This is a genomic window from Pseudomonas sp. ASL7 (assembly GCF_056680375.1).
In genome coordinates this window covers 1,628,216-1,648,795 of the sequence record NZ_CM155279.1, presented here as the reverse complement: position 1 = coordinate 1,648,795, position 20,580 = coordinate 1,628,216, and the positions used below count along the sequence as shown (strand labels likewise).

16 protein-coding genes and 3 pseudogenes are annotated in these 20,580 nt (G+C 51.4%); 12 read left to right on the top strand and 7 right to left on the bottom strand.

What is annotated here, in order from left to right:
- From AC1MDT_RS07510 to AC1MDT_RS07490, 5 genes are all read left to right on the top strand, one after another.
- On the top strand, positions 1–1,128 hold the full coding sequence (locus AC1MDT_RS07510; RefSeq protein WP_480421422.1) for an ABC transporter ATP-binding protein: 1,128 nt from the start codon (positions 1–3) through the stop codon (positions 1,126–1,128).
- Positions 1,125–1,754 (top strand): ABC transporter permease, encoded by a 630-nt coding sequence (locus AC1MDT_RS07505; RefSeq protein WP_480421421.1) that lies wholly within the window; start codon positions 1,125–1,127, stop codon positions 1,752–1,754. Before AC1MDT_RS07510 ends, AC1MDT_RS07505 begins: the two co-directional genes overlap by 4 nt.
- Complete coding sequence (locus AC1MDT_RS07500; protein ID WP_480421420.1) at positions 1,754–2,428, top strand: ABC transporter permease; 675 nt, start codon at positions 1,754–1,756, stop codon at positions 2,426–2,428. Before AC1MDT_RS07505 ends, AC1MDT_RS07500 begins: the two co-directional genes overlap by 1 nt.
- Positions 2,429–2,492: 64 nt before the next feature.
- Positions 2,493–3,398, top strand: a complete 906-nt coding sequence (locus AC1MDT_RS07495; RefSeq protein ID WP_480421419.1) for an ABC transporter substrate-binding protein — start codon at positions 2,493–2,495, stop codon at positions 3,396–3,398.
- Positions 3,399–3,450: 52 nt separating this feature from the next.
- Positions 3,451–4,776: an LLM class flavin-dependent oxidoreductase gene (locus tag AC1MDT_RS07490; protein WP_480421418.1), complete on the top strand. Its 1,326-nt coding sequence runs from the start codon at positions 3,451–3,453 to the stop codon at positions 4,774–4,776.
- Between the two features lie 516 nt (positions 4,777–5,292).
- Here the strand turns inward: AC1MDT_RS07490 and AC1MDT_RS07485 are convergent.
- A complete protein-coding gene (locus AC1MDT_RS07485; RefSeq protein WP_480421417.1) occupies positions 5,293–5,535 on the bottom strand; it encodes a hypothetical protein in 243 nt (80 codons plus the stop codon).
- A gap of 594 nt (positions 5,536–6,129) precedes the next feature.
- Between AC1MDT_RS07485 and AC1MDT_RS07480 the strand changes: the two genes are divergently transcribed.
- Entirely contained in the window at positions 6,130–7,314 is a 1,185-nt protein-coding gene (locus AC1MDT_RS07480) for a DUF2252 family protein (RefSeq protein ID WP_480421416.1), read from the top strand.
- A 40-nt stretch (positions 7,315–7,354) separates the two neighbouring features.
- On the opposite strand, the pseudogene AC1MDT_RS07475 reads toward AC1MDT_RS07480, so the two are convergent.
- Both AC1MDT_RS07475 and AC1MDT_RS07470 read right to left on the bottom strand, forming a co-directional pair.
- A pseudogene (locus tag AC1MDT_RS07475) lies at positions 7,355–7,855 on the bottom strand (integrase core domain-containing protein); the annotation flags it as partial.
- Entirely contained in the window at positions 7,852–7,938 is an 87-nt protein-coding gene (locus AC1MDT_RS07470; protein ID WP_480422727.1) for a transposase, read from the bottom strand. The pseudogene AC1MDT_RS07475 and the gene AC1MDT_RS07470, both read right to left, overlap by 4 nt.
- Positions 7,939–8,279: 341 nt before the next feature.
- On the opposite strand from AC1MDT_RS07470, the gene AC1MDT_RS07465 reads away from it, so the two are divergent.
- Both AC1MDT_RS07465 and AC1MDT_RS07460 read left to right on the top strand, forming a co-directional pair.
- A complete protein-coding gene (locus tag AC1MDT_RS07465) occupies positions 8,280–9,722 on the top strand; it encodes an iron-containing redox enzyme family protein (protein ID WP_480421415.1) in 1,443 nt (480 codons plus the stop codon).
- Entirely contained in the window at positions 9,719–10,699 is a 981-nt protein-coding gene (locus AC1MDT_RS07460) for a methyltransferase (protein WP_480421414.1), read from the top strand. The genes AC1MDT_RS07465 and AC1MDT_RS07460 overlap by 4 nt, the downstream gene beginning before the upstream one ends.
- Positions 10,700–11,257: 558 nt before the next feature.
- On the opposite strand, the gene AC1MDT_RS07455 is transcribed toward AC1MDT_RS07460, so the two are convergent.
- The gene (locus tag AC1MDT_RS07455) at positions 11,258–12,640 is read right to left on the bottom strand and encodes an NRAMP family divalent metal transporter (protein WP_480421413.1); all 1,383 of its coding nucleotides are present in this window, start codon (positions 12,638–12,640) and stop codon (positions 11,258–11,260) included.
- 658 nt (positions 12,641–13,298) lie between these two features.
- Here AC1MDT_RS07455 and AC1MDT_RS07450 point away from each other — a divergent pair.
- Positions 13,299–15,092 (top strand): thiamine pyrophosphate-requiring protein, encoded by a 1,794-nt coding sequence (locus tag AC1MDT_RS07450; RefSeq protein WP_480421412.1) that lies wholly within the window; start codon positions 13,299–13,301, stop codon positions 15,090–15,092.
- A 67-nt stretch (positions 15,093–15,159) separates the two neighbouring features.
- Here the strand turns inward: AC1MDT_RS07450 and AC1MDT_RS07445 are convergent, their stop codons facing one another.
- On the bottom strand, positions 15,160–16,503 hold the full coding sequence (locus AC1MDT_RS07445) for an SDR family oxidoreductase (protein ID WP_480421411.1): 1,344 nt from the start codon (positions 16,501–16,503) through the stop codon (positions 15,160–15,162).
- A 293-nt stretch (positions 16,504–16,796) separates the two neighbouring features.
- Between AC1MDT_RS07445 and AC1MDT_RS07440 the strand changes: the two genes are divergently transcribed.
- A complete protein-coding gene (locus tag AC1MDT_RS07440) occupies positions 16,797–17,114 on the top strand; it encodes a hypothetical protein (RefSeq protein ID WP_480421410.1) in 318 nt (105 codons plus the stop codon).
- A 29-nt stretch (positions 17,115–17,143) separates the two neighbouring features.
- On the top strand, positions 17,144–18,295 hold the full coding sequence (locus AC1MDT_RS07435) for a carboxylate-amine ligase (RefSeq protein WP_480421409.1): 1,152 nt from the start codon (positions 17,144–17,146) through the stop codon (positions 18,293–18,295).
- Between the two features lie 346 nt (positions 18,296–18,641).
- On the opposite strand, the pseudogene AC1MDT_RS07430 reads toward AC1MDT_RS07435, so the two are convergent.
- A pseudogene (locus AC1MDT_RS07430) lies at positions 18,642–18,962 on the bottom strand (glutathione-dependent formaldehyde dehydrogenase); the annotation flags it as partial.
- Between the two features lie 221 nt (positions 18,963–19,183).
- On the bottom strand, positions 19,184–19,741 hold the full coding sequence (locus AC1MDT_RS07425; RefSeq protein WP_480421408.1) for an ATP-dependent Clp protease proteolytic subunit: 558 nt from the start codon (positions 19,739–19,741) through the stop codon (positions 19,184–19,186).
- Between the two features lie 316 nt (positions 19,742–20,057).
- On the opposite strand from AC1MDT_RS07425, the pseudogene AC1MDT_RS07420 reads away from it, so the two are divergent.
- Positions 20,058–20,168: pseudogene (locus AC1MDT_RS07420) on the top strand (con-10 family general stress protein); the annotation flags it as partial.
- Between the last annotated feature and the right edge of the window lie 412 nt (positions 20,169–20,580).

Genomic DNA, 20,580 nt, shown 5'->3' with positions numbered 1-20,580 from the left:
ATGGTAAAAGTACTTCTATACAAACTGATCCGGGTGATTCAAATGATACGTTTTGAGGCTGTTAGAAAGTACCACAAGGGAAAAGATAATCCTGCTGTAAGTAATTTAAGTCTACATATTGCGAAGGGGGAAATTTGCGTATTTATCGGCCCAAGTGGGTGTGGCAAGACCACCATTTTGCGGATGATTAACAGGCTTGACGCTCAGGATAGTGGTCGTATTAGTGTCAATGGAACGGCAACACATGAGGTCGATGTGGTGGCGTTACGCCGTGGCATAGGTTTCATGATGCAGAATTCAGCCTTATTTCCTCATAAAACAGTCGCAGAAAATATAGGCGCGGTTCCACGGCTTTTGGGCTGGTGTAAAGAGAGAATTCAGGAACGGGTGAACGAACTGATTTCATTGGTTGGCCTACACCCTGAGTTTTTGAATCGATACCCAAATCAATTGTCAGGAGGTCAGCAAAGCCGTGTTGCTCTTGCAAGGGCCCTTGCGTCAGATCCGCCTGTCATATTGATGGATGAGCCATTTGCTGCGCTTGATCCAGTTATTCGCGAACGATTGCAGGACGAGTTAATCGCACTCCAGCGGCGTTTGAAAAAAACGATCGTATTGGTCACGCATGATATGGAAGAAGCAATAAAGTTGGGCGATCGAATAGCGATATTTGAGGGGGAAGGGAAGCTGGTTCAGATAGGCTCGCCAAAAAATATTCTTGCAAATCCATCCAGCGAGTTTGTTAAAAGATTCATTGGGAAAGATCCATCCCTGAAAAGACTTACCTTGATGAAGGTCTCTGAGTTGCAGCGGCGTAGTGTAGCTTTAGTCAAGGCTGGTGGTGTAGTCGCAGACTTCGATAAAGAAGCCGAAATTGATAGCAATTTTGAGTTGCTGCTCAATGAAAGATTTGAGCCGCTAAAGTGGGTTGGTGAACGAGAATTTCCCGTCCCAACGCTAACTCTTGTGTCTGGCGAGGAGTCATTGCATCACGCGTTGGTAAAGATACTCAGTACACCAAACGGCATAGTGGTTCGTGTCGATCAGAGGGGGAAGTATGAGGGCTGCATTTCCATAAGTAGCCTTTACAAGGCGCTGAATGATAGTCGCCTCGAGAGCATACAATGATTGATTGGTCTTGGATAAACGATAATTGGCGACAGATTGTTGGCTTTTTAATTGATCATGTCCAGTTGGTCGCGTTGGGTATGTCGTTAGGGACGGTCTTGGCAAGCGCAATGGTGCTTCTTGCTTTATGGAAGCCCGCGCTGGCACGCACACTAATCTACATCAGTGGGATTTTATATACCGTTCCGTCCCTGGCGCTATTCATTTTATTGATGCCATTTACCGGATTGACGAAGACCACTTCAGTCATTGGTTTAAGTTTGTATTCTCTGTTGATCATTCTGCAAAACGTTTTGGTCGGGATTGCAAGTGCTCCAGTAGATGTTTTAGAGGAGGCTCGTGCATTAGGATACACGCGGGTGCAAAGATTCTTTGGGGTGGAGTTGCCACTCGCCGTTCCATCCCTCTTGGCCGGCTTGCGAACTACAGCAGTCATGTTGGTTGGGCTAGTCACCGTCACGGCAGTAATAGGTCAAGGAGGTCTAGGGCAGTTATTTGTCACGGGTCTCACCTTGAGTTTTACGACGCCTGTGGTGGTTAGTTTAGTCCTAACAGTGCTGTTAGCCTTGTCTTTTGATTTTTTGTTTTATGCCATAGATAAAGTTCTAGTTCCGTGGGTACGATAATGAGTATTTTTAGGGATGTCTGGCAATGGTTTTTGCTACCCGAAAACTGGCTCGGCGCAGAAGGCTTGCTGAGTAGGCTTCAAGAACATATTTATTATGTGTCTCTTAGTATTGTCATTGCTAGCTCAATTGCTCTTCCATTAGGTGTGCTTCTGGCTAATTATCGCAAGGGCGCCCAGGTCGCCATGGGGATATTTAATGTTGGGCGGGCATTGCCATCCCTCGGGGTCGTCATACTTGCAATCATGGTTATCGGGTATGACACGGTTACGGTCATAATCGCTTTAGTGGCTATGAGTGTGCCTCTTATATTAACCAATACAATTGTCGGGATTCAGCAAGTGGAGTCGACGTTGAAGTTTTCGGCTGCGTCGATGGGGTTGCGAAGATGGCAAATATTCCTCCAGGTTGAATTGCCCATGGCGTTTCCATTGATTTTTGCCGGATTTCGTGCGGCGTTGGTACAGCTTATTGCAACAGCGACTATTGCCGCTTATGCAGGCTTTGGAGGCTTGGGCAGGTTTCTCATTGATGGTCTTGGTCGGAATGATACGCCCCAGATTATTAGTGGTGCGCTGGTTGTTTCAACTCTTGCAATTGTGAGTGAAACGGTTTGTTCCAACGTAGAAAAACGCATCATGAAGAAAATACGGCCAAGTGAGGCGTTACCATAAAACATCGAAGCTTGATGGTTGTTGGTTTAATTAAATAGTGTTGTTTATAGAGGCTGAAATTAAGATGAAAATTAAAATGCTGTCCGATTATTTGAGTACTCCATCAACTTCTATTTTGCTGGGATTGAGCTTGCTCGCTGCCAGCACAATCGCTAACGCACAATCTATTACAGTGGGAGGTGCGAATTTTTCGGAGCAATCCATCCTGGCAAACATTTACGCCTCCGCATTAAGGGCGCAAGGTGTTGAGGTTGAAACGAGGCTTAACCTGGGGAACCGTCAGATCATTGCAAAAGCTCTGGAAGGTGGGGATATCGATGTAGCTCCAGAGTATATAGGGTCACTGCTCAGTTTTCATGATCGTAAAACACAACTTACTGATCAGAAAGATATCGTAACCTCACTGCAAGAAAAATTACCGGAAGGTCTTAAATTGCTTGAGCCCTCGTCTGCAGGTTCTACGACCGCATGGGCAGTTACAAGGAAAACGGCAGACAAGTACAGCCTCCACACACTGTCAGACCTGGCAGCCGTTTCAAAAGATCTGACACTCGGCGGCCCTCCTGAAGTGACCACGTCGGCTTTAGGTCTGCCTGGGTTGAAAGCTGTATATGGTATCGACTTCAAGTTGGTAAAATCACTGGATATGGGCGGCCCTTTGACTCGTTTAGCGCTTAACTCAGGCGCTATCGATGTCGCTACGGTTGTATCCACGCAAGGAATATTGGCAAAAGAATCCTGGGTTGTTCTAGAGGATGACCGCCACCAACAACCCCCTCAAAACATTGCTCCACTCATCCGAAAATCATCGCTAGATCCAGTAGTCGTCAAGGCGCTGGACGACATATCTCAAAAGCTGACGAACGATGATCTCAAGGAGCTCAATCGCTTAGTCGATATTGATCACAAAGACCCTGCGAAAGTCGCTGAGCAATGGGTAGCTAAAAATACCGTTAAAGTCGCAAACTAAATATCGGCGCTCAAGATATTAATGTAATTTTATGTATTGCAAGGAGGATGTCATGTCCAGGAAAAGTATGATTCTTAATTTGTTTTTCTTTAATCCGCAAGGGGATTACCGGTTTTCGTGGCGTCATCCGTTATCTCCGACAAAAGAAATATTTGATCTCGGCTACTATAAAAAATTGGCTCAAGAAGCCGAAGCGGCTAAATTTGATGCGATTTTCATTGCTGATCACGTTGCTGTTTGGGACACAGCTAATGGCTTGAGGCACTATGCCAATCCTCGATTGGAGCCTATTACGCTCTTGTCCGCCCTGGCAGCAGTTACCGACCATATTGGCCTGATGGGGACAGCTTCAACGTCGTATAACGAACCATTTAACACTGCACGATACTTCGCATCTTTGGATCATATCAGTGGTGGGCGAGCCAGCTGGAATATTGTCACCTCCTGGTTAGAAGAGGAGGCCGCTAATTTCGGATTACCTGCGGTGCCCAAGCATGGCAATCGCTATGAACGGGCAGATGAGTTCATCCGCGTAGTCAAAAAGCTCTGGGACTCTTGGGAGAATGGCGCTTTAGAGTTCAATAAACTCACTGCTGATTTTGCGGATCCTTCGAAGATTCATGCTATCCATCATAATGGTGAGCATTTCAACGTGCGTGGGCCACTTAATGTCCCTCGCTCACCGCAAGGTCATCCTGTGCTTGCACAAGCTGGATCCTCAGAAGCCGGTAAGAATTTAGCGGCCACTCATGCAGACGTTCACTTCTGCTTCCTAAAGACTGTTGAAGAGGGTTTAGCTTATAGGGCCGATCTGAATCGTCGGCTTGCGTTGCAGGGTAGAGATCCCAGTGACTTGAAAATTATTGCCGGTGTGCTGCCTGTCGTTTTACACGATGAAACTGAAGCAGAACTCCGTCAACGGTTAGTGGATAGTTTGGTCATTGATGCTCTCGCGATTGACCTTGTATCAAGCTATACACGTCTTGACTTAACCGAGCTTTCTGCTGACGAACCCTTACCTCCATTGCCAGACGAGTCTCAGTTCGATGGTATTCGCACAGAGTTGGCTATAATCAAGAAGTACGACCCTACTTTGTCTATTCGAGAGTTAGGACGCCTGCTTTTGAAAAGCTCAAGTACTTGGCTGGTGATAGGTTCCGCTGAGCATGTTGCCGAGCAGCTTGCCGAGTTGTATGAGGCAAACGCTGTGGATGGTTACAATCTTATGTTCCCCTTCCTGCCAGTCGATTTCGAAAGGTTTTCTCGCAGTGTTGTTCCTTTGCTTCAACGTAAGGGAGTTTTTCGCGAGGAGTATGAGGGCGGCACTTTAAGGGATCGCCTTGGATTAAAGAGTCCCGGTAACAGTTTTGTGTCGTGACTGGTTGTGCAGGATATCTAATAATATTAGCTACGTTATCTTGATGTTGAAGCGGTGATTTTGCTTTTTGTTTCTTCTTTCAGTGCACTGTATAGAACCGTTCCATTGTTCGATGGACGGTGCTCGCGTCTGGCTTGTCCGGGTAGAAGTCCACTACAGTATCCTTTCAATGTGGGTAGGGGAAGGAACGGTAGTGGGCCTGGTTACTCGTTATGACACCTGACCAATAGAGGTCACAGGCTCGGTCAGGTCAACATAATCGTCTGCTTCAATACTGTAAGCGACATCCAGTGACATGGTTCCTACGTCCCTTAAATCTTACGATCCGATATTTCTTAGTTATGGAATTTTGATCAACGCATCATCGCTTTTAGAACCTTTGTACTTGCGTATAGGAGAGAGCCAATGGCGTTGATCTTACTGTAGGTTGCATCTGGCGAAGTGACGAGGTGGTAGCGATTAGGTAGGCGGGCCAGTTTCCGCTTTAGGTGGCCACGCTCTTTCGAAGACAGGTCATCACGAGCGAGTTGAGAGCTCAAATGCGAGTTTCTCTTCGTACTCACGGCTCCAGCCAGCACGAAAGAAGTCTTGTATGAACTTCAGATTCAAGTAGAAAAGCGCGTTGACGGTGAGTGCAACCGAGGCAGTCTGCAGGTTCAGGTCTCCTTGCTTCCATAGGCCGGAGAGGATCAGGCACGGCATCAATGCGATCAAGAGGAGATAGGTCATACGGGAGGGCGGATCTTTGCGTTTGAACACTCTGCTTTCCTTTGAGTGATGGGGTACAAGGAGAAACAGATAGCAATATCAAATGCACCGAATCAGTAGGCGCTACGCAATGCAGCATCACGCGCTCCCGCCTGCCTCGGATGCTCAGCGTTCAATGTCGAACAAACCGCGTCTGCCTGTGTCCTAACCTTGAACACGCCATGCTTGCTAGCAGAACCTCCCTCTACAAGATCAACGACCCTGTATCGCTTGCTGCCATCGTCCAGTGTGCTGGCCTCAATTACTCTGAATCTTGCTTGCATGGATGCGCTCCCTGCATGAGATTGGTGTACTACAAGTACCGGCAAAAGGAGACGATTTCAAGAACGGGAGGGGCTTAAGCTGAGACAATTTATGACAGTGCAACGCGCTCATCTATGCGGGGCAGCGGGTGAGCAGTAGGTGGTGTAGTGAATCGCACGTACGGATCGGTGCGGGGGTGGCGGCAACTGCCATCCCTACCGCGTGCCCACTGCGGCGTGTCTTCCTCGTTGAGAACCTCTAGTTCACGTGATGCGCTGTAATTTTTTGAAACATCTAAGACGAGGAGTGAGTCAACAGATCTCAGCCCTCTAAGAATTCCTCATGAAAACCCCTCGTCCGTCCGCACGATTAGAACCACTTTCCCAGCTTAGAAATCTTAAGATGGCCAGATCCGCACATGCCTACGTTCGAGGCAGCACGGTGCAGTTCTATGAGTGGCTGCATAGCCAGTCCGGGCGGCGTCTTCCAAGTGGGCCCGCAGTTTGGATTTGTGGAGATTGCCATGCGGGGAACTTGGGGCCGACTGGCGATTTGAAAGGACGAATTGACATACATATTCGTGATCTTGATCAGACCGTCATTGGCAATCCCGCGCACGATCTGGTCAGGCTAGCGTTGTCTTTAGCGACGGCGGCTCGAGGGTCAGATCTACCTGGGGTGGCAACCGCGCGAATGCTTGAGGAAATGATGCGTGGATATGAGCTTGCGTTTGAAGGCGATGTTGATGAAGAGCCTCCCCGACCTGCCCAGGTAAAGGCCGGTATGCGCAGCGCGGTACAGCGGACGTGGAAGCATCTGGCTCAAGAGCGCATTGAAGACACCCGGCCAACCATTCCTCTTGGAAAGCGTTTTTGGTCACTCTCAACATCTGAGCGTGACGCTCTGGAGGCGCTTTGCTCCACACCTGAAATCCATACGTTGGTAACCGCGCTTAAGGGCAGGTCAAAGGATCACTATGTGGAAATGCTGGACTCTGCGTACTGGGTCAAAGGCTGCAGCTCGCTGGGACTAAAGCGGTACGCGGTGCTATTGGGAGTCGGCGATGAGGATGATCAAGAATATTGTCTGCTTGATATCAAGGAAGCTGTGAGTGCGGCGGCCCCTCGCGCTGCCAGGGCGGCCATGCCAAGGGATAACGGTAAACGAGTGGTCGAAGGGGCTAGGTCTCTTTCGCCAGCCCTTGGAAATCGCATGATTGCGGCGCGGCTGCTCGACCACGGATTCTTTATCCGCGAGCTCCTCCCGCAGGATATGAAACTAGAGCTCGATCAATTAAGCCAACGGGATGCGATGCTTGCGGCTGGGTACCTCGCAAGAGTGGTGGGGATTGCTCATGCAAGGCAGATGGAAATGGCTACTCGGTCTTCCTGGATTAGCGACCTACAGGCTTGTCGTTCAAGGACTCTGGAAGCACCTTCTTGGCTTTGGTCGAGTGTCGTTCAACTGGTTGGGAGTCATGAGAGAGGTTATTTGGAGCACTGTCGTCGTTATGCGCTTGAGCATTGAAAGAGGGATGCCCCCAACAAAACCGGACACCAACTCCCTGTTAAATTGATGCGGTTGCCAAGCGCCTGAACCCCCTCGGTGAGCGATAGTTCAAGGCGCTGTGCGGATGCTGCTCATTGTAATGCTCGAAGGCAATTGCCAGGTTACGCAACGCCGTTTCTCGATCCGGCTTGGGCATGTGCGCCACGTAATCTCGCTTGATCGTTTTCACGAAGCTCTCGGCCATGCCATTGCTCTGCGGGCTGCGAACGGGGGTCGTCACCGGTTGCAAACCGATCTGCCGGGCAAACAGGCGCGTCTGTTCGGCGGTGTAGGCCGAGCCGTTATCGCTGAGCCATTGCACCGGCGTGGCGGGCAGTTGATCACCAAAGCGCTTCTCCACGCTTTCCAGCATATCATCACCGCTTTTACCTGGTCGGGCTCGCGATCCAGCCGATGGTTTCGCGATCACAGCAGTCCAGAGCGAAGGTCTCAGTTTGGCGCCGTCCTCGCACCGGAACTCAAAGCCGTCCGAGCACCAGCGCGTATCGTTGGTTTTCACACCGCCGACAAGCTGCCATCCTGATAAAGCTTGCGCCACAGGAACAGCTGGTTGGCATTGATGCCGTTGCGCCGAGCGACCACCGAAACGCTTTGTCCTTGGCTCAAGACTCTCGCGAGCCATGGCCAGTTTTTGCTCTGGGCTCCAGGGGCGCCGCCACTCCTGGCCCAAAAGCTTGGGGCTCGATCACCTCGGTAGGCAGATCCCGCGTCCCAAGATCCCTTGTCAGTTAAATCTTGGCACCGCTAATGGGCCTTCATTACGGTTGGATTCACACCGGCACAGAGCCTCTCGTTGCGTCGATGACCAAACCCTGGCAGCAGTGAATCTCAATGAATCTTCTGATATGCGGCGAATCGTATTAGGTAGAGCGGCATAGTAGATATGGCCGAGATTTTTAAGTTTTTACACTTCTAGGTGACCTATGACATCCCTTCAGACACTAATAGGCACGCCTGTGGATAGGGCCAAGGTAGACGGCAGCAAACCAGCAAAATCCGTCTACGATGCTTTGATGCAGCCAAGCGTGCAGTTGCAGCCTGTCGGCGTTGCCGATTTCCTCAAGCGAGAACTAGCGCGAGCCTCAAGCGAGAGCTGTGATGTCCCTGCTCCAGAACAGCTTGAAAACTGGATAGGTCGTGGTGTCGCGAAAGTCGCCGATCAATACTCGGAATACCTGCGGGAACGCCACGCGGGTTCTCCTCGGCGATTTTTCAAGGGGCGCAGTCATGCAATGTATTTCCTTCAGCATGTCTCGCCCACAAAGCTCGTGGATGGTGCTTGGTTATACGGAATGTTGCCTCATTGGGCGGATTACCGATTTCGTGGCCTGATTCGGACTTATCTAGAGGAGTTAGGTGACGGTGATCCCGCTCTCAATCATGTGTCTTTGTACAGAAAACTATTAGCAGATATGGACTGTGCCCCTTGCGATACATTGGCGGACATCTACTACGTCCAGGGCGCCATACAGCTCGCTCTAGGACATCAGGGAGCGGATTTCCTGCCTGAAGTCATGGGTTACAACCTGGGTTATGAACAGCTTCCATTGCACTTGCTAATCACCGCATTCGAATTGAATGAGCTGGGGATAGACCCATACTATTTCACCTTGCACGTAACGATTGATAACGCCAGCACCGGTCATGCACGCAAGGCTGCTCAGAGTGTGCTCTCGCTGATGCCCATGGGGTCGGAACGCGATGAGTTTTATCGCCGGGTGATGCGAGGATACAAGCTCAATGAACTAGGCATTGGCTCATTAGCTATCATTCGATCATTCGATCTGGAGCAGGAGGTCATCTCCATGCTCGAACGCAAGCGGTCTTTCGGGCAGCACATGCATTCGGACTACTGCCGGCTCGAGGGCATGACGGTAAATGAGTGGTTGGCTAAGCCCGATCAGATTCCATCGTTTCTTGAAGCTTTGCAAAAAAGAGGGTGGATCAAGCGCAATGAGGATCCTTCCAGTAGTCGATTTTGGCAGTTGGTCAGCGGCGCTGGAGCTCCTATGTTCGGCGTTTTCAATGGTTACGAAAGGCAGTTACTTTGGGACTGGATTGCAGGTAACCAATTGCTGGAAGTCCAGGACGATCCGAAAAGCACGACTGCCAGCACGTTTCGCTATCAGTTTAGGAGTAAGGCACTGGGGAAACAGGAAACTCCCGAATTGCACTCGTCGATGGATAAAGCCGACCCAGACCTCCTGGAGTTGCTCAATCAGCTTGAGCAATGTCTTCCCAATGAGCGGATGTCAGTGCTAAAGGACTTTATGCGTCCGGCAGTGCATGCAACACCGGTTGGGCTTTATGCCACGAGGGAGTTCGTCAAGGTGATGAGCGAAAGTGTGAAAGGGCGGCCTGCATGAATGGCCATGATCAAGACCTTGAAAGAGAGGGGCTCGTTGACCACTCCATCCTAGAGTCAGCACTGCTGCAGCTAGGTAACCTATTACGGGAATATGGGTATACCTTCATTACGCCGACTCCACTCACTCATCAACGAGTAAACGAGAGGGCAGGTCACATCCAAGGCAAAACGCTCCGTGATGCGTTTGGTTGGAATAGATCGTTCGAACGTGGTCTGCTGCCACCGAACGATGAGAAAGTATTGGTTGCTAGCGGGGCGCTTGAGTGCGACCTAGAAAAACTCAAAAGCACCGTACGATGGTCGTCTCTAGATAATTTTTTGTTAGTGCATTCAGCATTTCCGACAACCCAAGAAGACTCCGTTTTCTTCGGCCCAGATACCTATCGTTTTGCTCAATCGATAGGTCGGCATTTAAGCTTGAACACGTTCGTTATTCGCCGCGCTGTTGACATCGGGTGCGGTACAGGCGCGGGTGCGATGCTCATTGCTGAAGCGAACCCACATGTGGACGTCTTTGCTGTAGATATCAATCCCAAAGCGCTCAGTTTTACTCGAGTCAATGCCATGCTGGCAGGCTTGAGTAACGTGGTTTGCCACCTAAGTGATGTGCTCAGTGAGGTGGAAGGAAAGTTCGATTTAATCGTTGCCAATCCACCTTATATGAAGGATTCAAAGCAGCGCGCTTATAGGCATGGCGGTGACACATTAGGCGCCGATCTCTCCGTGAGGATCGTTCACGAATCAGTGGAGCGGTTATCCAAAGGTGGATCATTGGTTCTGTATACCGGTGTTGCAATTGTTGATGGCCACGATCCATTTTTCGCATCAGTGAAAGAAACGCTGGAGCAGCCAACGCTAGCTTGGCGTTACCGAGAGCTCGATCCTGATGTATTCGGAGAGGAACTGCTGGAGCCAGGATACGAAAATGTGGATCGAATTGCGGCTGTGGAGTTAATCGTTACTCGCACTGTGTAAGTTAAAAGCTCTCGAGGCAAATAGGATAGAGCTTGTTCCAATGTCCGGATGGCGGTCTAGGTCTGTTATTGCTAGTGGGAAGCCTTGAAAGCTACTACTAGAATAAAACGTAAGCGTCTGCCTAACACATCTTGATTCGGATGATGCGTGCTCGTTGTGGGTTTGATAAAAATCAAAAGCTTCAACCACATGGCGATCATAACGGCGGTTGTTCAGCGGCCCCGGTATCAAGCTTTGCCTTGTAGGCCCGAAGTCATATCTCAAAGCAAAAGTAGGCGGCAAACGGAAGCGAAAGCCATAAGAGGATATGTCCGAAAAACGTACCGCAAAACCATCCTATGCCGCTTGGAGTTTTCATCTCAATGAGTCATCGCTACTGAACTCTCATATCCTTTAAGTCGGAGAACTCATATCTCGGGCACTGAGCGAAATGAGAGAGGTCAGAGACTCACCGGGCCAAGCCTTGAGTGCAACAGCTGACGCCCCAAGCTGCAAATTTTCTGATGAGCTCCCTACTGGCTATGACTGAAGCAAGGGACTAAGTTTCAGAGAAGGGATTTATGCTGAAACCATGCCCCAGAACATACCTATGACGACACACGCCATCGCAACAGTGCAGCTCCAGCCCAATACTTTCAGCCCGGGATGAATGATGAACGAGCCCATTATTTCTTTGTGCGATGCCATCAACATCATGATAAACATGACAGGCACCGCAATCACACCATTGACAACTGCACTCCAAAACAATGCTTTGATGGGGTCAATCGGTGCAAAGCAGATCAACACGCCCAACAATGTTGCCGCAGCGATAATGCTATAAAACGCTTTGTTTGTTTCAGGCTTGGCCGCCAAACTATTCTTCCATCGAAATGTGCCGGCTACTGCATAAGCAGCAGAACCGGCCAGGACGGGAACCGCTAACAGACCCGTGCCAATAATACCTAAACTGAACAGCCAAAATGCAAACTCGCCCGCAATCGGTCGTAATGCATTGGCTGCCTGTTCGGACGATTGAATCTCGGTGATGCCATGCATATTTAGCGTGACAGCGGTGGTCAACATAATGAAAAACGCAATGATGTTAGAGATACCCATTCCCACTACTGTGTCAATGTTGATACGAGTAAAGCTGGCTCGCGCCTGGTTTGGGGCATCAATCAGTGACTGCGCTTTGGGGTCAGCCTCCACGTCTTCAACTTCCTGTGATGCTTGCCAGAAAAAGAGATAGGGGCTGATGGTTGTACCAAAAATCGCAACCACCATGGTTATGTATTCCGCCTTCAAGGACATGTGGGGCCAGAACGTCCGGTGAGCGACCTCACCCCACGGAATGTGTACTGCAAACATAGTGCCCACATAAGCCAACAACACGAGTGTCAGCCATTTAAGTACCCGCACATAGCGTTTATATGGAATGAACACCTGCAGTAGCAGCGAAACTAAGCCAAAGCCGACGGCATAAAAGTGCGACGATCCGCCTATCAACAGTTTCAGAGCAGCACCCATTGCAGCGATGTCTGCCGCAATGTTGATGGTATTGGCAAACATCAAAAGGATGACGATGCCATATAACAAAGGCCGTGGATAATGGCGACGGATATTGGTAGCGAGTCCGTGCCCGCTGACTCGGCCTATTTTGGCGCTGATGATCTGAATACCGACCATCAGGGGGAAAGTGAAAAACAATGTCCAGAGTGTATTAAAGCCAAATTGCGCGCCTGCTTGCGAGTAGGTTGCTATACCGCTTGGATCATCATCCGCTGCACCTGTGATAAGGCCGGGCCCTAGTTTTTTTAACCATGAGCGATGGGCAACAACCGGAGGCTTATCGATGAGTTCTTTATTATTCATTTTCGTTTCTCGGGGGCTTGCCACACCAAGTTTTTGACCAAGGATTTTTAACGGGAGTTCCGGCATTTTTTCAGAGTTTTTTGCCAAGTGACTACCCCTTCACATTGGGCTTAAGTAGAAGCGGCGAGAGGCGTTCACTCACGTCTTGCGCTATCCCCTGTGGGAGCGCCGACGATCACCTTGAAAGGCTCAGAGCGAATGGTTGTGAATGGCGGAGAATACCGCGTTAGGCAAGATGTCTGCCGTCACTATGCACTACTGTTCGGAGGGTGCGTCGATCTCAGAAGTGTCATCAACGCTGCAACCTGGATTTCGGTTTTTTCTAACGAAAGAATCGGTGATGAAAGTCGCGGACACCATTCGTCAATTGAGCTGCACTCTGGCGCCGACGGTGTCTCCAAAGAGTCTCATGACCTTGTATTGGAGGCATCTATGAAAACGTCGCCATCTACTACCCCGGGCAAACCCATAGAGGATCCGGGCAACCGCAATGATGACGGCCGCGTGCCAGGCACGGCTGGCCGTGATGAAGATCGGAATGCCACTACGGATTGGACGAGAAAAGGAATTCGATAAGCCAACGTCAAGGGCCGAATGTTCCCCGAGGGTTGCCTGGATACCCGCACGAAGTCCCTGAAGAAGAGCTCGGTATTGAAACGCCTGAACAGGACAACGACAAGGTTGGGTGACCTGCACCTGCGGTTCTAGAAGCTTTCTACGCATCGATGAAAGACGAGGGGTCTTAATGACAACGACAGTCAGCGATTTTCTGGTTGAACGACTCAGCCAATGGGGCGTCACACGGATTTTTGGTTATCCGGGTGACGGTATCAACGGTGTGTTTGGTGCGCTGAGGCGTGCCCAAGGCAAGATCGAATTCATTCAGGCCCGGCATGAAGAAATGGCTGCGTTCATGGCTTCCGCTCATGCCAAGTTCACGGGAGAGCTGGGCGTGTGCATTGCGACCTCTGGCCCCGGCGCTTCGCATTTGATCACCGGCCTTTACGATGCGCGGATGGATCACATGCCGGTGTTGGCCATCGTCGGCCAACAAGCGCGTGCGGCGCTTGGGGGACACTATCAGCAAGAGCTGGATTTGCTGTCGATGTTCAAGGATGTCGCCGGTGCATTCGTGCAACAAGCCTCGACGCCGTCGCAAGTCCGGCACTTGGTCGACCGGGCGGTGCGTACCGCAATTGGCGAGCGGCGGGTGACCGCGCTGATCTTGCCCAATGACTTGCAGGAGGCCGAGTACAAAGCGCCAGGCAGAGAACACGGCACAGTCCATTCAGGGGTCGGATATAGCAAACCGAAAGTCGTTCCTTATGAGGCGGATCTACAGCGAGCGGCGGATGTGCTGAATGCCGGCGAAAAGGTCGCCCTCCTGGTGGGCGCTGGCGCATTGGCTGCAACTGATCAAGTCATTGCAATTGCCGAGAAGCTCGGCGCTGGTGTCGCCAAGGCCTTGCTCGGTAAAGCGGTACTGCCCGACGATTTACCGTGGGTCACCGGCAGCATCGGCCTGCTCGGCACCGAGCCCAGCTACAAGTTGATGACTGAGTGCGACACTTTGCTGATGATCGGGTCAGGCTTCCCTTATTCCGAATTTCTGCCTAGAGAAGGCCAGGCGCGCGGTGTCCAGATTGATCTTCAACCTGACATGCTGAGCTTGCGCTATCCGATGGAGGTTAACCTGGTGGGCGATGCGGCCGAGACTCTGGCGGCGTTGCTGCCGTTGCTGGAGCACAAGACCCCACGCAAGTGGCGTAAAAAGGTCGAAGGCTGGCGCGCCACCTGGGAAAAAACATTGGAAAAACGCGCCTTGGTCAAGGCTGATCCGATCAACCCGCAACGGGTGGTTTACGAACTGTCACCACGCCTTCCGGAGCACGCCATCATCACCAGCGACTCAGGGTCGTGCGCCAACTGGTTCGCGCGTGACTTGAAGATTCGGAGCGGCATGATGTGTTCGCTTTCTGGTGGCCTGGCATCCATGGGCGCCGCCGTACCCTATGCGATTGCGGCGAAATTCGCTCACCCAGAACGCACCGTGATTGCCCTGGTCGGGGATGGTGCGATGCAGATGAACAACATGGCCGAGTTGATCACCGTCGCCAAATACTGGCGGCAATGGGAAAGCCCAAAATGGATTTGCGCTGTTTTCAATAATGAAGACCTCAATCAGGTCACATGGGAGCAGCGAGTCATGGAAGGCGATCCAAAATTCGAAGCCTCGCAAAACATTCCCGACGTTCCTTATCACCTGTTCGCCATTTCCATCGGGCTGAAGGGCATTTTTGTAGATCGCGAAGAGGACGTTGCCGATGCTTGGGAAAAAGCATTTGCTTCAAATACTCCTGTGCTGATCGAATTCAAGACTGACCCGAATGTGCCGCCACTCCCGCCGCATATCAAATTGGAACAGGCGAAGAAATTTGCCTCGACCTTGCTGCAAGGCGATCCGGATGAAGCTGGTGTCATTGTGCAAACCGCCAAGCAGATTCTTGGTGCTGTAATGCCTGGAGGTTCCAAAAAATAAGCAGCGGCCTGGCTGTCAGGGATGCTGGCAGCGCCTCTGACAATGCCGGCCGCGCAGTTCCATGCCCCTAATCATCCTCTTCGTAGAGTGCACGTTCTCGCCGTCCATGACGATTGAGCGCAAACAGAGCTCCGCCAATTAATAGCGTTGCGCCGACTGCCAATAGCAAGTAAGGCCTCTGCTTGGCTGCACGCCAGCCACCTTCAACGCGACGTTGACCGCTTGGCGGCGCGAAAAGGTTGCCTGATGATGATGCCGACTGCGGGCTGTGCTCAAGCCCCATACGAGTCAACCATCCATACAGAAAGGGAAAACCCGGTACCAAAAAGTGCGCTAACCGCGCCATCGTGGCGGCACCACCCACGGTGGTACTCGGCCTAGGACGTAACGCGCAAGCAACCATAGCTTGGGCGACGAGATGCGGATCATAAATGGGGGGCGGTGGCTTAAGGGCATGACCGGTGAAATTCCCCCCGTCACGAAATCCCGGAGTGTCCATTACGGCTGGATAGATGTCGCAGACATGGATATCGGGATATTCATTCAGTTCACCACGTAACGCTTCGCTCAAGCCGCGCAGGCCGTATTTGCTGGCCGAGTAAGCTGCTGCATAGGGTTGTGCGACCCAGCTCCCGAGTGAAAGGGTATTGATCAAAATGCCGTTTTTTTGCGCCTTGAAGTAAGGCCAGGCCACATAGGCGCCGCGCAGATAACCGAGCAAATCCGTTTGCAGCACCTGCTCATGAGCCTCAAGAGGTGTTTCCTCGAAGTTGCCCACCGCACCGACGCCTGCATTGTTGATCCAGATGTCGATGCGACCGCCACCAAAAGCGGCAGCTTGATCGGCCAACGCTCGCATTTGTTCGCTGTTTGTCACATCAGTTCGGACGGGTAGGGCTGTGGCACCGCGTGCAGCACATTCTTCGACGACCTCGGCAAGCGCCGCTTCATCGCGAGCACCAAGCACCAGACGGGCGCCCTCGCTGGCGAACGCATGTGCCGCCGCACGACCTATGCCGCTTGATGCCCCGGTGATGACCACCAGTTTGTCACAGAGTGGCCCAGACGCCTTGCGATGGTAAAGATCAGGGGTGGCGTTGATTCTTTGTGTGGGGGGATCCACTCGGGCTGTATAGCGCACCTGATTCAACCTCAGACGTGCACCATCGGCCAAGGTTAATGTCAGGTCTTCGATGGTGCCAGCGACCCGATTTGGAAACACCGGTTCACCTGAAGGGTCAAGTTCGTCATACAAAAATTGCTGACCTTCCAGCCACCCGACGGCGGTCATTAACTCGGGCTCCAGGAAATACTTTCCATCGAGAAAGAAGCCTGAAAAATTACGAGTGCGTTCGAGGCTTTCGACGGCGTAACGCTCGCCTGGCTTCATACCGGTTAGTGAGTGAATCATGGTGACATCCTCAGGTTCGGCTGGTGTTGCGATAGAGGACGGGTTGTAAACAATGTTCCGTCGACATGACCAAAAGGCGTACACATTGATGGGGCTGTCTTTCTATCCTTCGGCATCTACGCCGAAGTCGTATCGCTCAGGCGCTTGGCAGCTGCATCAATTTAACGGGGAGTTGGTGTCCGGTTTTGTAGGGGCAAGTCCACTTAGCGCTTGGGTAACACCTCTTGTCGGTACTCATGAACCCAGTTCGTACGTTGTTGATCCATTCAGAAATAACTCAGGATTCCACGGCCATGAACTCTTTCAGAAACCTGCTGACGCCGGCTCAGGAACAAAGACTTCGTGCATTGGATTCCTGGCACCAAGCGCTCGAAGACATCGCACTGCGCATGGAGTCTCCTGATGCATATCATGAAGAGCTGCTTCGACAATCGGACGAAATGGATCGCCAGGGGTTAGTCAGTTGGGAAGAGTGGCGAGACTTAAGAATCGAGGCTGATCAGGCTTTTTTGCGCGCAGTAGCGGGAGAGGATTATCACTTAAGCCATCGAACTGGAGTTTCAGAATGTGAGGCGACAGTGCGTCGGTTGATGGTGAGAACGGCTCCATAACGGCCTTTGTGAAAGCCGAGGGCGCATCGATGAATCAACACTTTAAGTTCGGCATCGAAGAGGAATATTTCATCACCGATCTGGACACTCGACGTATGTGCGAGCGGCCACCCTGTACTTCGATTGAGGAGTGCAAGTTGGAAATGGGCCAGTGCTTTGCCTATGAGATGTTCCAGGGGCAAATCGAAGTGGCTTCCCCCATATTTACCAGCGTGCCAGAAGCTGAGGAGTACCTGGTTACTGCTCGCAGAAGGCTGCGGCGTACGCTTGAATCTTTTGGCCTGGCAGTGCTTAGTGCAGGGAGTCATCCCTTGGCTGACTGGCGTATGCAACAGGCCACTGACCAAAATCATTTTCTGCAGCTGTTTGAAGACTACCAGCGCGTCGCTCGGCGTAGTCTGCTATCTGGTCTGCATGTGCATGTTGAGGTTCCGGGTCACCTGGATCGCATCCAAGTGATGAATGAAGTCTTGCCGTGGACGCCGTTATTGCTCGCACTGAGCAGCTCCTCACCTTTTTGGGACGGCGCCGACAGCGGCTTCATGAGCTATCGCCAAACGGCCTGTGATGAATGGCCGAGGATGGGTATTCCTGAATTCTTCAAAGATGAGGTTGCCTATGACGCTTACATCGCCTTGCTGATCCGTACCGGAACCATCAGGCATGCCGGCGAGTGTTGGTGGGGAGTACGGCCCGCTGCCAGGTATCCGACCATTGAATTACGCATTACGGATGCTTGCCCACGCTTGGACGAAGCCTTATGCATTGCGTCATTTTTTCGATTGCTGGTCGCCTACGCAATTGATCAACCTCGCCCAGGATTGGCTTACTCACATGCATCCCAATGGGTACTTAAAGAAAATCGCTGGCGGGCGAAACGTTTTGGAATCCATTCATCATTCATTATTGAAGGTTACGACCGACTCTTCTCTGCAGAGCAATGGCTTTCATTGGCGGAACAGATTCTTGGCGAAGAGGCGCGGAAGATGCGAGTGGAGACTGTTTTTTCTCAAGCTCGCCGAATTCTCCGAGACGGTACCAGTGCGGAGCGACAGAGGAACGTCTACGAGCGAGTCTTACGTGACGGAGAGAATGTCCATGCCGCTCTATCGCAAGTAGTGGATCAGTTGCTCACGGAAACCTCGGAAGAGCCATGCATAAGTCACGACCTGCAACGCTAAGATCTGGACGTTTATCAAGGAAGGCGCGCAGAGAGCATCCAGGATGCGCCAGGCGGAAATCACTGCTATTGCCAGTGATTCCTCCAGGGCAAGACAGTGTCGCTCAAGATCCATAAGGAGGACGGTACTTTTGAGGAAAAAAGGACGTTTCCTCGTGCTGCTAACCCTCGTAAATCGACGGGTTAATTCTTAGCCCTTCAGGAATGTCATAGGCAACGATTTCAAACGGCCCGGCCCCGACGATTGCGCCAGGAGCTGAGGATCGCTTTTAGATCGAGCCGCAAGATGTTTGAACTTACGGCTCTCGATAATGATTCATCTCAGATATATCCAACTGATACTCAACCTACGTAGCCAGAACTCCAGCGCTAGAGTCGCTCACTGGTAACACTACGTGATCGTCACCCGGAGTCAGGATGACCTTCCTGCAATCCTCCTCTTTCTTGTCAAAAATCTTGTATTCCTCAGCAGCCTGTTCCAGCGGCATTCGATGGCTGATGATTACCTCCGGGGCAAGGCGTCCAGTTTCGATATGATCGAGAAGCTCTGGAAGGTATCGCTGCACATGCGTCTGCCCCATCTTGAATGTCAGCCCCTTGTCGAACGCATCACCGAACAAGAAGCCATGAATGAATCCTGAATAAACGCCTGGCACGCTCGCAATACCGTAAGCGTCTGGTAAATACGTCTTCCTAACGCCATCGCCTTAGGAGCGGTGGTGTCCACTATATCCAAATGCCTCGTCATAGCTTCATAGTCGTGATGAAGCGGCGAACAGCAATCTGAATGGCTTCTCCATTGCGTCAAGCGTCAGCGCGCGCCTTTTTCTTCTCAGGGCTATGGATCCAAGCCTGCTGTCCCAATCAGGGAGTGAGGAGGGCGCTCCGATTATCCACCACTGACTTTCCAATGTTTGACATCATCTGCAAACATCATTTGCTTCATCTCATGCGCAATCCCGTAGGCCAGAGACTCGTGTGCAGCGATGACTTTTTCTTCTGCTGAAAGGCAATGAAAAATATCGAGCTTGGTCTCTGCGTCAGCAGTTTCGAGTGTGAAAATTTGCCCGTAACGCGCGAGGTCGTTGTCGAGGCTCGACAGGTATTCACGCAAGCGCTGATGGTCGACGGATTTTTGGCTGAAATACCAATTCATCGGATGAATCAGGAAGCGTGAGTGGGGCGAGGTGATACGTCGGCCTGCCGCCAAAAACATGATGATGCCCATTGACTCGATGTTGCCCGCGTTGATCGCGCATAGCGGTACCGGCAACGACTTCAGGAACGTGTAGAGGGCAAAGCCGCAGTTAGTGCTACCCCCGCTTGTAGAAAGATTGAGCAGCAAGGAGGTGGCGCCTTGATCGATGGCTTCAAGGCAGCAGTCCCGGAAGCGCTCAGTCGTTCCCTGATCGATCTGGCAATGAAAATGCACGATGTGTTCAGTCATCGATTGACCGCCTGAGTGTGATGCATGGAAGGCTTCTACGAGTTATTAAGCCTAGTAAACATCGATCCTTTTGGTCTGAAAAAATCCGATTCAGTTGCACGTCAATTAAGGACACGCCGTCCATCGAATGCATGCTTTTTCAATGGAACCAAATATCCAATTCCACTCGTCGCGAGCCCCATATTTCCGTTCAAACTTTCTATTTTGTGCGTCCTCCGAATTAGACGAGCCAATGCTCGTACTAACGATGTAGAGGTGAGCAAAAATGGCCAATACTGGAAACAAAAATCCAGGCAATTTTTCTAATAACCAGGACAAGGCTTCTGAAGCCGGTAAGAAAGGTGGAGAAGCCTCTGGCGGAAATTTTGCCAACGATCCACAACGCGCGTCTGAAGCAGGCCAAAAAGGTGGCCAAGCTTCCGGCGGACAACAATCCCGCGATAGCGATCATAAGTCCGGAGGCGGACAGGGTACAAATCGCGGAGGCGAATTTGCCGACGATAAAGAAAACATGTCCAAACCAGGCCAAAAAGGCGGCCACGCTTCAGGCGGACAACAACCCAACAAGGCTGATCAATCGTCCAGCGGTGGAAAAGGGAGCGGGCGCGACAGCAGTCTTTCCGATGACAACGATAAGTCCTCTGAAATGGGACGCAAGGACGATGGGGGGAGCGGAGGTGGAGGACGCAAACCCTGATGCCACATGACCTCATCAAGCCCCGAATCTTTCGGGGCTTGATTTCGATATTGCCGGCCAATACTGCGATCCGAGCCTTGGCTCACAACTCAGCAAACGAATATGCTTGGGGGGGAGCAATATCGTAGAGGCGAGTACCGAT

Bases quoted from the DNA above. Each gene is read 5' to 3' on its own strand.
- AC1MDT_RS07510 (WP_480421422.1), top strand. From the start codon at position 1: ATGGTAAAAGTACTTCTATACAAACTGATCCGGGTGATTCAAATGATA.
- AC1MDT_RS07505 (WP_480421421.1), top strand. From the start codon at position 1,125: ATGATTGATTGGTCTTGGATAAACGATAATTGGCGACAGATTGTTGGC.
- AC1MDT_RS07500 (WP_480421420.1), top strand. From the start codon at position 1,754: ATGAGTATTTTTAGGGATGTCTGGCAATGGTTTTTGCTACCCGAAAAC.
- AC1MDT_RS07495 (WP_480421419.1), top strand. From the start codon at position 2,493: ATGAAAATTAAAATGCTGTCCGATTATTTGAGTACTCCATCAACTTCT.
- AC1MDT_RS07490 (WP_480421418.1), top strand. From the start codon at position 3,451: ATGTCCAGGAAAAGTATGATTCTTAATTTGTTTTTCTTTAATCCGCAA.
- AC1MDT_RS07480 (WP_480421416.1), top strand. From the start codon at position 6,130: ATGAAAACCCCTCGTCCGTCCGCACGATTAGAACCACTTTCCCAGCTT.
- AC1MDT_RS07465 (WP_480421415.1), top strand. From the start codon at position 8,280: ATGACATCCCTTCAGACACTAATAGGCACGCCTGTGGATAGGGCCAAG.
- AC1MDT_RS07460 (WP_480421414.1), top strand. From the start codon at position 9,719: ATGAATGGCCATGATCAAGACCTTGAAAGAGAGGGGCTCGTTGACCAC.
- AC1MDT_RS07450 (WP_480421412.1), top strand. From the start codon at position 13,299: ATGACAACGACAGTCAGCGATTTTCTGGTTGAACGACTCAGCCAATGG.
- AC1MDT_RS07445 (WP_480421411.1), bottom strand. From the start codon at position 16,503: ATGATTCACTCACTAACCGGTATGAAGCCAGGCGAGCGTTACGCCGTC.
- AC1MDT_RS07440 (WP_480421410.1), top strand. From the start codon at position 16,797: ATGAACTCTTTCAGAAACCTGCTGACGCCGGCTCAGGAACAAAGACTT.
- AC1MDT_RS07435 (WP_480421409.1), top strand. From the start codon at position 17,144: ATGAATCAACACTTTAAGTTCGGCATCGAAGAGGAATATTTCATCACC.
- AC1MDT_RS07425 (WP_480421408.1), bottom strand. From the start codon at position 19,741: ATGACTGAACACATCGTGCATTTTCATTGCCAGATCGATCAGGGAACG.